Source organism: Kistimonas asteriae, from assembly GCF_018263925.1.
Taxonomy (GTDB): Bacteria; Pseudomonadota; Gammaproteobacteria; order Pseudomonadales; family Endozoicomonadaceae; genus Kistimonas; species Kistimonas asteriae.
In genome coordinates, this window is the sequence record NZ_JAEVHF010000019.1 from 28,373 (window position 1) to 41,297 (window position 12,925).

Consider the following 12,925-nt stretch of genomic DNA (forward strand, 5'->3'; position numbering starts at 1 on the left):
ACTGGGAGGTCAGAAAAGGGGCCGTAATCTTTATCAGTAATATCCCGTCACGCATGCAGTAAGTGTGAACGAATGCCTGATTGTTGATAGTCAGCGGATCCGTTTACAACAGATAAGTAAGATTCATAGATAGGGTATCTCAACCTCAGTTTTTGTGGAAATTATACGTTTTAATTCTTTATTCTTGCAGGTTCAGTTGAATATCCTCGAAAGTATTGAAAGGCGTTTCTGGGCACATCGCACAGCAATACCTTGCATATTGCTGGATTGCGATGTGTTTACGGGAAGTCAAGTAGTAGAAATTTATCCAGACGTTTTCATCGAATCTGTGCTTCAGGTATGGAAGTGGCAATACATCTGATAATCAAAGAATGTTGTCGGATATGCTGGGTTGCGTGGTGGATATGGCATCCTCGGTAATCTGCATTCAGATATTGGGATAAAGCAAAGGGCTCTAGCTGAACCCTTTGCTGTTGGTTATGGATTGGTTTTAGGTTGTATGTCAGTCACTATCAGGGTGACTTTGAGGAATAATTGACGTTACCCGGCTCCTGACCAAACCAGTTATTTGGAAGTTTATCTTTCAACTCTGGCGGCTGGCTGTTTTCCATGGGTACTATCGGGAATCTGCATTGGCAGAGTGACATTTCCCCCGGAAGAGTTGTCCACCATTGCTTATTCCAGACACCATCTTCAGTTTCACATAAAACGGTGCATTTTTCCTGCGCGTCATCTTCACCGTAGATGGGGCCGGCTTCTAGCGAATGGGTGGTGGACTGGCTGGTTTTGATGAAACGAATAGCCTTTTTCAGGAGGTTGTCTGTGATATGAACAACCTGAGGCCGATTGGTATTCAGGCGTTGACGAAAGACGAAATCATCAGCGGCAGGTAAAACGATATGGTCAGGTATGATGCCGATGTTATCGTAAGCCTTTCCATCAGGCGCAAAAGAGAGGGTGGTGCCGAGTTTGATTTCTGTTCCGCAGGGAAGTGTATATGTCTGTGGCATGGAGCTCCCACCACTGCTGCGGCTACCCATAAGGGTAATCCCATCCATCCCTTTTAGTGTCCCTGCGAGAATCTCTGCGGCATTGAATGTGCCCTGGTTAGTCAAAACTACAATCTGCTCAGGACGGGTATAGTGGGGCAGAATATCGTCCAGGCGATTAATCAGGTCAGAAAAATTATCAATAATAAACGCATCGTCAGCCGTTCTTACATCAAACTCCCGGACCATGTTGCGGAAGAATTGCTGTTGGGGCGACATGACCATGTAATGCCAGCGACTAAAGTTTTTCCCGTCAAACCAATTGTTTTGGGGTACTTTTGATATATGGCTGATATCTCCCCGGAAATCAGTCATTTCAAACGCCTCAATCGTTAGGCGTTCTTTATCAGACCAGATTGAGTGATTGGCTGGAAAGGTAAAGCGATGGGCCAGTTTGTCGCTGTCAGAATTGCCCCAGGGTTCGGCTTCGTCAGCGGGAAGACGATAGCTCATGATATTAGCGACTTTAGGGAGAGACTTTGGGTCTATCAGAAAAGGATATAACGCGATCATAGCCGTGCGATTACCCTTATGGTTATCACGAAGATCAAGAATCATACCCTTTTTGCTGGACGCTGCTCGGAGTTGTTCCATGAGCATGAAGAGTTTGGAAGCATCGTCATTTTCTGCAATGTTATACATTTCAGGTAATGGAACATAAGCAATATCGCCATCTATCTCTGCCGTAATGGTTTCTGAATCAGGTTGTATGTCGACAAAATGTACATGATGGCTGTTATCTTTAGGGCAGATGTGGATGTCTTCCTTGAGAGGAACAAAATGATCAATGGTTGAACCGTCTTCAGACGCAAGTGTTAGCCTTGCTTTATTGGACAATGTTTTGCCTGTCATTTTCCGGGCCTGATTAATATGTTCCAGCCAGTAGCGGGACTGCTGATAAATCCGTGCCGGATTCTGGGAAGAGATGTATGGTTCCAGTTGATGCACCCAGTAAGCTATGGGAAGCGTATCGATAGCGACAAGATAAGGGTGCTCAGGATCAAAGAGGTTTTGTTCTATAAAACTGTTGCCTTGGCCAGATTTAAATTCACAGGGAGATAGCAGAACAAACTTTGAGCGCTTGCCGGGTATGACCTTGAGAATGCCGATTTTTTGATCGTAAACACTGCTTTTGTGGGGGGATTGATTGGCGTTAAAAAGGTCTATAACCCCTGAGTGTGACTCGTTATAGGATGCAATAATTTTTTGTAACTCCAGGCGGTATGGGATCATTTCACCTGGTAGATTGTAACTGTCCAGTGTATCAAGCTTTTGATCAATATCGATTGTAAACAGGGGGTAGAAGGAAAAGTGCTCCTGTAATATAGGCTTAAGGTGGCTGTTGTTATAGCTGTATACCTCGCTGATGCTGATATCATCAGACTTTGCTGTCATTGATAATAAAAGACTGAGTATCGATATACTGAGAGTAAGAAAGCGCATTATATTCCTCCTGTTATAGTTCCAGAATGAAGCGGTAACAAAATAAGGTTGTGATAATATTTTTAAGCTCTAATGAAGAGAAAAATAGAAAAGTGCCTGTTTGATACAGGCCTCTATGTTTTTTTAATGTTAAAATCATATTCTTGATATACATGTCGTATCTATTAAAAGCATCAACAATAATTACCACTCAGGGTTCAGCATTACTTGCTAAAAGGGTAATAACGCTATTTAAATGGCACTGAAATATAGTCCTTAATATTTAAACCGGCCAATGCGTTTTCATACTGTCATCATTGATCTTAAGGAGGTATCAGAAAAGATGCTTTTTATAGAGCAAGTAATTTTTGGAGGACTGCTGTATCAAAAAGCAGGCTGATTCTGAAACATGTTATCGGCTATAGATGGATGAGTGCTTTTCGTCGATAAAAAATATTAGTTAATGTGAGCTGTAAGCGTCAGGCGTAATTGGTTTCGTTATACATTGATGTAATACAAAGAGTTACATGTATCTTCAGTTCAGCATCGAAAATATCCTGCTAGGTGCAGAGTGCCTATATGGCTATGTGCCAGCATTTTATTGACGTAAGGTTACCCTCTTAATATTAGGTTTGTCTAATGTATTGAGTAGGTCGAAGGTACCTGCTTTTTGACCCTTATGGCCGTCAATAAAAAAGAGTTTCGGTTGTTGTAGATAGGGGCTTCTTATGTGATCACCGGTCTGTAGTGCTTTGTAGAACTATCTAGTAGTGGGCAAACGGTTTTGTCGGAGGTTAGAGTGAAGAGACTATATCGGCGATAGATCTCTCACTGGTTCTATCCACAGGGTAGTATCTTTGCAAATACCGTACGTGCGGGGCTGAAACTTAATAGTGCTGGGTTCTTGAATAGGCAGGGCTGATGAACGATGTGCCGGTTTTCTTGGTGTTGTGAAGGATAGTAATGGTCCCAATCAACAGAAAAAAACCACTACAGGATGATGCCTGTAAATGCCGAACGACAAGCCCCGTTACGCTTCTGTAATCAGGTACCAGAAGATGTTGAGATTGGGTCACTGATAGGGTGGATATGACAATAAGAACCATGCGTAGCAATGCGCAGAAAGCCACAGCACTGCTCAAGGCGCTGGCCAATGAGAATCGTCTGATGGTTCTGTGTCTGCTGGTGGAAGGGGAAATGAATGTCGCTGAGATCAATGCGCAGATAGATCTCAGTCAGTCTGCCCTGTCCCAACATCTGGCTGTTCTGCGACGGGATGGACTGGTTGCCACAAGGCGGGAATCACAAACCATTTATTACCGCATTGCCAGCCCGGAAGCCGGAAAAATACTCGAAACACTGCACGGGATTTATTGCGATTCCAGGAGAAAATTATCATGAGTGCGTTCACTCCGCTTTCCGGACTGCTTGGTGGTATGTTGATCGGTTTATCTGCCGCGCTGTTGCTGTGGTGCAATGGTCGGGTGGCGGGTATATCCGGCATTATCGGGGGGATCCGTCGTGGTGATAGCCTCTGGCGTATCGCCTTTCTCATGGCCATGGGTGCTGGCGGGATGACAACGCTTGTGCTGTCAGGCAAACCGCTGCCTGTGCCGGCATCTAGCCCGCTTCTATTGATCAGCGCCGGGTTGCTGGTGGGATTGGGCACCCGGTTAGGCAGTGGGTGTACCAGTGGTCATGGCGTCTGTGGGCTGGCCCGTTTCTCTGTTCGATCATTGGTTGCCGTTATGGTCTTTATGGCAACGGCCATGTTGACGGTTTTCATTGTTCGACATCTGGTGTGAGGCGGAGCCATGAAACAGATAGTGATTGCGATCCTGTCAGGTCTTCTGTTTGGCGCAGGGCTGGCGCTATCCGGCATGCTCAACCCGGAAAAGGTGCTCGGCTTTCTGGATATCACCGGCCATTGGGATCCAACCCTGGCGCTGGTAATGGGTGGTGCGTTGCTGGTGAACATCCCAGCCACCCGATGGATTCTCAAGCAACCTGCCCCGAAAATGGCCCCCTACTTTACCCTGACATCCTTGAAACAGGTCGATAAACCGTTGGTCGTTGGCGCTGTGTTGTTTGGTGTCGGTTGGGGGCTGGTGGGGTTGTGCCCAGGACCTGCCATCACACTACTGGCGGGAGGAAACCCTCAGGTGGTGCTGTTCGTCAGTGCCATGCTGGCAGGATTATGGTTGCAACCGGTACTGGCGGGTTACCTTAAACGGGCATTTCGGCAAGCAGATGCTTGAAAAGCCCGCGCTCCGGCTCCATTGTTTTCTAAGGTATATGCCCAACTACATGAGAGTCGCGACATGATGAACCCGCTGCTGGAAGAACACGAATTACCGCCTTTCTCCCGGATTGATGCTGAGCAGGTCGGTCCGGCCGTTGATCAGCTGCTGAGTGATTATCGGACAGGGGTGGAGTCCCTTCTGGTAGAGGGCATGACGTTCGACTGGGCATCATTGCAACAGCCGCTGGATGCGCTGGATGACCGTTTTTCGCAGGCCTGGTCACCGGTCTCCCATATGAACTCGGTGGTGAACAGTGAGGCGCTGCGTGATGCCTACAATGCGCAGCTGCCCAAGCTATCTGAACTCACGACCTGGCTGGGACAGAACACGGCGCTTTACAACGCCTATCAGCAACTGGCCGACAGTGACGCATTCAACACACTGGATACCGCCCAGCAGAAAGTCATTATCAATGCTCTGCGCGACTTTAAACTCGCGGGGGTTGCACTGGCGGACGACAAAAAACAGCGCTATGGCGAGCTTAAAAAGCGCCTCTCGGAAGTGACCAGCAAGTATTCGGACAATGTGCTGGACGCCACCATGGCCTGGACCAAGCTGATCAGCGATGAATCCGAACTGGCCGGCCTGCCTGACAGCGCCAAGGCTAACGCCCGACAACTGGCGGAAGCCAAGGGCAAGGACGGATGGCTGCTGAACCTGGAGTTCCCGAGCTATCTGCCGGTGATGACCTACAGTGATGACCGTGCCTTGCGGCAGGAAGTCTATACCGCCTTTTCCACCCGAGCGTCTGACCAGGGTCCCAATGGGGGCGAGTTTGATAACTCTGCCCTGATGGATGAAATTCTTTCCCTGCGTCACGAACTGGCGCAACTGCTGGACTTCAACAATTACGCCGAATACTCACTGTCCACCAAGATGGCGGAATCCTCCGACAAGGTGATTGAATTCCTGGAAGATCTGGCCGCACGCAGCAAACCTCAGGCCGAGCATGAGCTGTCGGAACTGAAAGCCTTTGCGAAAGAGGTGGACGGTTTTGAGGATTTACAGGCGTGGGACGTCGCCTACTACGCGGAAAAGCTGCGCCAGCACCGCTACGCCATCAGCCAGGAAGCGTTGCGCCCCTGGTTCCCGGCGGAAAAAGCCATTAATGGGATGTTTGCCGTTACCGGTAAACTCTATGGCCTGACCTTCCGGGAAGTACAGGGTGTGGATACCTGGCACCGGGATGTCCGTTTCTACGATGTTATTCGTGATAATGATGTTATTGGCCGGTTCTATCTTGATCCCTATGCCCGGGAACACAAGCGTGGCGGCGCCTGGATGGATGTCTGCCGTACCCGCATGAAATACGATGAAAAGGTGCAGTTGCCGGTTGCTTATCTCACCACCAACTTCACCCCGCCGGTGGGCGACAAACCTGCCCTGCTGACCCATGATGAAGTGGTCACCCTGTTCCACGAGTTCGGTCATGGCCTGCACCATATGCTAACCCGTATCGACTATGCGGCGGTGTCTGGCATCAGTGGTGTTGCCTGGGATGCGGTGGAGTTGCCCAGCCAGTTTATGGAGAACTGGTGCTGGGAGCGGGAAGGTCTGGCACTGATTTCCGGTCACTATGAAACCGGCGAACCACTCCCCGATGAAATGCTGGAAAAGCTGCTGGCTGCGAAGAACTTCCAGTCCGCCATGATGATGGTACGTCAGCTGGAATTTGCCCTGTTTGATTTCAGAATGCACAAGGAATACCTGCCAGGGCTGAGTATTCAGGGCATGCTGGATGATGTACGCAAGCAGGTGGCGGTTGTGATGCCTCCATCATTCAACCGGTTCCAGAACAGTTTCAGTCACATTTTTGCGGGTGGTTACGCCGCGGGTTATTACAGCTACAAGTGGGCGGAAGTGCTGTCAGCGGATGCGTTCTCCCTGTTTGAGGAAAACGGTATTTTTGACCGTGCGACGGGCGAGAGCTTCCTTCACGAAATCCTCGAGAGAGGTGGTTCCAGCGAGCCCATGGAGCTGTTTGTCGCATTCCGCGGCCGTGAGCCACAGATTGATGCGCTGTTGAGACACAGTGGCATTCAGTAATCACCGTTTTATGCCATGAGAAAAGGCCGGCTGCATGCTGGCCTTTTTTATTGAACTATTGGCTTAGACAGACGTAATGCCGGGTTCTGGATGGCTTGCCATGAATTGCTTGATGGTCGACATATCCGGCAGCCCAGCCCGTGAACCTTCCCGGGTGCAGCACAGTGCACCGGCGGCGCTGGCAAAACGCAGGTTGTCATAAAAGGCGTAGCCACGTAGAAGTCCGGCGCAGAATGCGCCATGAAAGGCATCGCCGGCGCCAAGGCCATCAACACAATCGACCGGCCAGCTTCCCATGGCGCCCTCTTCCCCCTGCCAATGCCAGAGACACCCCTGACTATCAAGGGTGATGATGGTTTTTGCACAGTGTTGGGTCAGCTGTCTGAGGCCGGCATGCCAGTCTTCAGACTGCATATACTCCCTGACAAAGTCATGGGAGGCGATGACCATATCGACCTTGGGGATCAGCGCCAGCCGTCTGTCGGAGAGAAAGCAGGCATCCAGAATAACCGGGATGTTCTGCTCTCGTGCGGTTTCAATCAGCGCTATCGCAACGTTGAAGTATTCCCCATCAAGCAGAATTAACGAGGGCTGGCAGGTTAGTGGATCACTAACCATTGGAGTATGAGGCGTCTGGTACCAACTATATTCTGATTGACCATTTGAGTGGTTCAGGGCCAGAAACAGACTGGGGATATAATCTTGCTGAACAACCAGTTCCGTATTAACGCCATTCTCATGAAACTCATCCATCTGATATTGGCTGAACGGATCAATGCCTAACCGTCCCGAAAACCCCGTACGCAAGCCCAGCCTGGAAGCGGCTATCGCAGCATTCGCTGCCATACCCCCTCCATTAATCACCATGGATTGGATCCTATACTGCAGGTCATTGGTCGGGGTGTCGTCATGATTTATATGCACATCCAGACAGGAATGACCGTGTACCAGCAGTTCAATATCCATCAGGGCAGGAGTCGTCATGCAGCGTCTTCATTCGGTTAGTCAGCATGATAGTTATAGACAGAAAAATGCAGTTGGGTCAGGCGTGCTTGAGGCGTAAAATAGTGCGCCAATGCCAGTAAAAAAAGACAGTCAGGCAAGTATGAGTACCGTGAAACGCTTTATCGCTGGCGCCGTTTGTCCGCGCTGTGCTGCCATGGACCGAGTGGTCATGTATGAGGACGAAGGGCAACAGGTCCGGGAGTGTATTGACTGTGGTTTTCGGGATGTCATCGCCAAAGAGCCAGAGACCCCTGAGCTGGAAACCCGCGTCAACCGTCAGGCGAAAGCGCCGCAGGCCACAGAAGCGCAACCAATACGCTTTTATCCCAACCCGAAGTTATCCTCTAAAAAGGATTAAACCGATTTTTCTCCCATCCTTGTGTTGACCACACCGTGCTGGTCAACAGGGGAGCTATTTTTTCTTTGACCCTCTCTCGCCAAAAAGGCTTCTGACACCATTTTTCACTAGGTGCGTGTCACGGTTTTGTAGGTGGTTTGCGCTGCCATGTAGTGGTGTTTGGTTGGGTGACGATGTGCACATCAATGTCACTCTACTCCTCTGTATGTTTTTTGGAACGGACTCTGAGTGTTGCGTAATGGCTGGATTCTTAAAATGCGCATCACTGGTCGGGCAGACAACAAACCCGAAAAGCCATAAAGACATAACCGTTCCACCACACATTACAGAGAGAGTGATCCAATGAAAAAAGTACTTCTTGCCGCCGCCGTCGTTTCCGCTACCTGCATGGGCAGCATCGGTTCCGCCATGGCCAGCGATTGGTTTGTCGGTGTTGAAGCGGGTAAGGCGAAGGAAAAACTGTCCGCTGAATTCGTCGACGCCAAGAATTCATCCAAGAAGCTGGATCACTCTGACTTTGGTCTGCGAGTGGGTAAATACCTGAATGACAATGTTCGTACCTACGCCACTATCACCACCGGTAAGGACGATGGGAAGTTTGGCAATGGTCAGAAGGTGGAGCTGAAAAGCCAGAACCTGCTGATGTCAGCTGACTACCTGTTCGGGGACGGTAACCTGAAGCCTTTCGTCGGTGCTTCTATCGGTGCAAACCGTACCAAAATTGATGTATCCGGTGCCGGTAGCAAGACAGAAAAATCCTTCGCGTACGGCGCACAGGCCGGTGTTGTCTATACCATGGGATCCGTCGATCTGGAAGGCGGCTACCGTTACCTGAAGCACGACACCACGTTCAAAGCGAATACCGGTGACAAATTCAAGAACAAGGATACCCAGAAGGTTTACCTGTCTGCGTCCTACCGTTTCTAAGTGAAATGAAGAAAGACCCTGGTGAGAATCTGTCGCCAGGGCCATCTGCTATCCTGTTTTCCTGCACTGCTCTTCTCTTCGCGTTCATGATGGCGAAAACGGTTTCTAATTGATGCTTTTTTGTTTTGATGCCATTGATTTGAATAAACGAACCCCTGCCGTAAACACGGTATTCTGCGAGCTATCCGTAACTCTGTAAAAACATGCTATTGAGGCATTGTCGTCATGAATGCTGAACGTAAAGCCCTGATTCTATCAGCTGTCATTGCGCTCGCCCTGGCGGTTTGGGGCATTGGTATGGGCGTGTATTCGGGGTCGGATGCCATCATGCTCGATGGGAGTTTTAACCTGCTCTCTGCCGCCATGGCGTTTATTGGGATGAAAGTTGCCGGGTTAACCGAGTGTGGCTACACCAGGCGTTATCCGCTGGGTTTCTTTGCTTATGAGCCATTAATGGTCATGGTGAAGGGGATTTCCGTTCTAGTGCTGGTTGCCTTGGCGTTATCATCCAACATTCAGGTGCTGCTGGCAGGCGGTCGGGATCCACAGCTTGGGTTGATGCTGGTTTATGTCGGACCCGCAGTAGCCGGCTGCTTGCTGGCCTGGCGGGTGTGTAGCCGGGCGAACCAGAAACAGTCTTCAGGACTTCTGGTCGCCGAGAAGCAGGCCTGGCTGATCAATACGGTGATCTCCGGCTCTATTGGTATGGCATTGTTGATTGTGGTCGCTATTCAGGGGACTTCTCTTGGCTGGGTGGCCCGTTATACCGATCAGATCCTGGTGATAGGATTCTGCCTGGCCTTCCTGCGCGACCCCTGGCTGCTGGTCCGGAACGGTTTTCGCGAACTGCTGTTGAGTGCGCCGGATTCGGCTTACATTCATCCACTTCGTGAACGCCTTGCGGCTATGACGTTAGACCCTCACTTTTCAGTATCTGATCTCATGGTGCTGAAGACCGGTCGCCGAACCTGGGTCAGTATTACCGTCACAGGCGCTTGTGAGGATATGCCACTTAGGCAGTTTTTCAACATTCGTACGACCATACAACATTGTGCTGAGCAGTGTTATAGCAACTGTTCTTGTGAAGTCGTTCTGGAACGAGCCGAAGAGACCGTTGCCACTACGCCCTGATTACCTCAATTGTTCCCGGATACTCTTGGAACGGTACCTGTGTATTGGTTTTTGCACCGTAAACACCTCTTTGGTGTGGTTTTTTTCCGTGCTCGTCTTTCGTTGTGCGTGGGTGTTATACGCATGGATAACATTTGATCGGTCAATGTGTAATTAAAATATTACGGATGCTGAATTTTGTCGTAAGCCAGAATCCTTAAAATGGGTTTCACAAGTTGGCCAGACGGACATAGACCTGGCCAGTGATAAAAACAGGGATTCTTCCCAAAACCACAAAGAGTGTGAACCCATGAAAAAAATGATTCTCGCCGCCGCTGTCGTTTCCGCCACCTGCATGAGCAGCATTGGTTCTGTTATGGCCAGTGACTGGTTTGTCGGTTTCGAGGCGGGCAAAGCCCAGAATAAAGTCGCTGTAGAAAGCACGATTACAGATTTTTCCGGAAAGGCATCGGACAAGGTCAAGCACACCGATCTAGGCCTGCGCGTTGGTAAATACCTCAACGACAATGTCCGTACCTATGCCACCATCACGTCAGGCAAAGACAGCTGGGGCGGTGGCGCCGGCAAGGTGGAAATGAAAGACCAGAATCTGCTGGTATCCGCTGACTACCTGTTCGGTGAAGGTAACCTGAAGCCATTCGTTGGAGCGACTGTTGGCGCCAACCGTACCAAGATTGGTACATCAATCGGTAACGAATACGAAAAATCCTTTGCTTACGGAGCACAGGCAGGCGTTGTCTACACCCTGGGGCAGGTCGACCTGGAAGGCGGTTACCGTTACCTGAAGCACGACAGCACATTCAAGTTTGGCAAAGGTTCCCAGAGCCTGAAGATCAAGAGCAAGGATACCCAGAAGGTTTACCTGTCTGCGTCCTACCGTTTCTGAGACCGGTGATATCAGTCGGAGGGCACCCATTCGGCTCCCCGGCTGAAAGCGTTTAAGCATGAGAGGCATAGAGGGATGTCAATCATAACCCTCCGTATCGTTTGTGATACAGACCCTGAAATGCCCTGGTGGTAACGCACGCATAACATAGCCCTGTACCAAAAATGATTCAGATACATGAGTGCGTTTGAGCGTTATACAGGTTGTTTCCTGTCCGGGAGCGAAGAATGATGAAAATAAACCTGCCTTTATCCGCCATCAACAGTCCCTGCCTGTACAGCCTGATACCGGGAAAGGTCTTGTTGTGCTTCTGTGCCTGACGTGTTGTTGAGACAAAAACATTCCCATAAAGACAGCCTGCACATGGGGTATTCCCAGGGTGCCCGGCGGCAGAAAAAGGTTTGCCCTAACGACATTTTCAGGGTTTGTATGGAGGCTCTATGAAGCGTTTTGTTATCGCGCTGCTGGCACTGATCGTTTTCAGCATCAATACCCATGCCCAGCCATTGACCGGTATTCCACCGGTTGAATACCAGGTTGAGCTGAGTGATACCAAGTCTGAATTTTTTACCGTCGAAGTGAAGGGAAGCGCGTATGAGCGCGGTTACCAGCATGGCAAGGCGCTGCGTAAAGTGATCCGCCCGACGTTGAACCGATTTAAATACGATATGGTGTCGGCATTCCTGAAAACGGCCGGCACCGATTACCAGTGGCAGGATTACCGTCAGTTCTTCTATACGAATACCGGCCTGTATCAGATGGCGCAGCGTGAAGCTCCGGAACTGGTAGAGGAGATTCGCGGGATTGCCGATGGTGCAGGCCTTGATTTCAAAGATGTCTTTGCTTACAACCTGAATTTTGATGAAACCTTCTGGGTACTGGAGAAAATGACCGGTATTGATCCGATGCTGGCCTCCGAAAAGGCGGCCCGTGAGGCATTGCCATCCGGTCACTGTTCCCACGGTTCCGTGTGGGGAAAGGGTAAGGCAAGTGTCGGTTATACCTTGGACTGGACTCGCCATTTTGAGGGTAGCCAGGCGCTGATCAAGCATGTGCTTGAGGATGGCACGGTCCTGCTGACGACGACGTACGCCGGCACACTGATTGGCCACGGTATCAACGCCACTGCGGGGTATACCTTTACGCCACATTCCAAGTTCCAGCTGGCCCATGATGTGGATAACGGTCTGGCCCAGATATTCATCTACCGGACGCTGTTGCAGGCGGGATCAGTCGAGAAGGCGATCACCTTCCTGCAGGCGGTGAAGCCGGCAGCAGGTCTGGGTTATGCGCTGACCGATAAAAACGGGACCCGTACCTTTGAGGTGTCCGCTAATCAGGTGACCGAGTTCAAGACCGACGGTCACTGGATGGCAATCGCCAATGTAGCCCGTGCGAATAATGACCTGTCAGGTTCTTACAAGGCGGAGCTTAACCTGCAGAAGAAAACGATCGACATGGCCCATTTGCCAGCAGCCTATTGGGACTACAACCATGACAGTGTTGAGCGTTTCAACATTATCAGTGCCGATATCAAGGGCAAAACACCGGATCAGATGACACCGGCCCAATGGGAGAAAACATTCATCAAAAAGCCGGTTAACAAGCCAGTGGATGAAAAGCTGGAAACCTCCAACCTGTGGCATGTTGTGATCATTGATGATGCGTTTATTGAGTACCACGTGTCTCCGGGTAATCCTGGCAATATCCCGATGGAACGCTATCGCTTTAAATATCACTGATTTGAGAGCAGACCTTCGCTTACTGCATGGTTATGAACGTCTATTGATCATTCTCA

General features: G+C 49.9%; 11 protein-coding genes. 9 read left to right on the forward strand and 2 right to left on the reverse strand.

Translation table 11 applies throughout. The features are described 5' to 3' along the window. Window positions 1-512: 512 nt before the first annotated feature. On the reverse strand, window positions 513-2,492 hold the full coding sequence (locus KHS78_RS18395; RefSeq protein ID WP_211830122.1) for a S41 family peptidase: 1,980 nt from the start codon (window positions 2,490-2,492) through the stop codon (window positions 513-515). Window positions 2,493-3,560: 1,068 nt separating this feature from the next. Between KHS78_RS18395 and KHS78_RS18400 the strand changes: the two genes are divergently transcribed. The 4 genes from KHS78_RS18400 to prlC all read left to right on the forward strand — a co-directional run bounded on the left by KHS78_RS18400 (window position 3,561) and on the right by prlC (window position 6,820). After that, complete coding sequence (locus KHS78_RS18400; RefSeq protein WP_246506668.1) at window positions 3,561-3,872, forward strand: ArsR/SmtB family transcription factor; 312 nt, start codon at window positions 3,561-3,563, stop codon at window positions 3,870-3,872. Beyond that, window positions 3,869-4,276 carry a YeeE/YedE family protein gene (locus tag KHS78_RS18405; RefSeq protein WP_211830123.1) on the forward strand — a complete coding sequence of 136 codons (408 nt, stop codon included), beginning with the start codon at window positions 3,869-3,871 and terminating at the stop codon, window positions 4,274-4,276. The genes KHS78_RS18400 and KHS78_RS18405 overlap by 4 nt, the downstream gene beginning before the upstream one ends. 9 nt (window positions 4,277-4,285) lie before the next feature. Next, window positions 4,286-4,729: a DUF6691 family protein gene (locus tag KHS78_RS18410; RefSeq protein ID WP_211830124.1), complete on the forward strand. Its 444-nt coding sequence runs from the start codon at window positions 4,286-4,288 to the stop codon at window positions 4,727-4,729. A 63-nt stretch (window positions 4,730-4,792) separates the two neighbouring features. Then, a complete protein-coding gene (gene prlC, locus KHS78_RS18415; RefSeq protein WP_211830126.1) occupies window positions 4,793-6,820 on the forward strand; it encodes an oligopeptidase A in 2,028 nt (675 codons plus the stop codon). A 63-nt stretch (window positions 6,821-6,883) separates the two neighbouring features. Here prlC and KHS78_RS18420 read toward each other — a convergent pair whose 3' ends face one another. Then, window positions 6,884-7,804, reverse strand: a complete 921-nt coding sequence (locus KHS78_RS18420; protein ID WP_211830128.1) for a carbohydrate kinase family protein — start codon at window positions 7,802-7,804, stop codon at window positions 6,884-6,886. Between the two features lie 121 nt (window positions 7,805-7,925). On the opposite strand from KHS78_RS18420, the gene KHS78_RS18425 reads away from it, so the two are divergent. The 5 genes from KHS78_RS18425 (at window position 7,926) to KHS78_RS18445 (ending at window position 12,869) form a co-directional block, all read left to right on the forward strand. Further along, window positions 7,926-8,183: a YheV family putative zinc ribbon protein gene (locus tag KHS78_RS18425; RefSeq protein ID WP_211830130.1), complete on the forward strand. Its 258-nt coding sequence runs from the start codon at window positions 7,926-7,928 to the stop codon at window positions 8,181-8,183. Window positions 8,184-8,525: 342 nt separating this feature from the next. Beyond that, window positions 8,526-9,110, forward strand: a complete 585-nt coding sequence (locus tag KHS78_RS18430) for an outer membrane beta-barrel protein (RefSeq protein WP_211830131.1) — start codon at window positions 8,526-8,528, stop codon at window positions 9,108-9,110. 225 nt (window positions 9,111-9,335) lie between these two features. Continuing rightward, entirely contained in the window at window positions 9,336-10,241 is a 906-nt protein-coding gene (locus tag KHS78_RS18435; protein ID WP_211830132.1) for a cation efflux transmembrane domain-containing protein, read from the forward strand. Between the two features lie 289 nt (window positions 10,242-10,530). Next, entirely contained in the window at window positions 10,531-11,127 is a 597-nt protein-coding gene (locus tag KHS78_RS18440; protein WP_211830133.1) for an opacity family porin, read from the forward strand. Window positions 11,128-11,567: 440 nt separating this feature from the next. Beyond that, complete coding sequence (locus KHS78_RS18445; RefSeq protein WP_211830134.1) at window positions 11,568-12,869, forward strand: C45 family autoproteolytic acyltransferase/hydrolase; 1,302 nt, start codon at window positions 11,568-11,570, stop codon at window positions 12,867-12,869. Window positions 12,870-12,925: the final 56 nt, after the last annotated feature.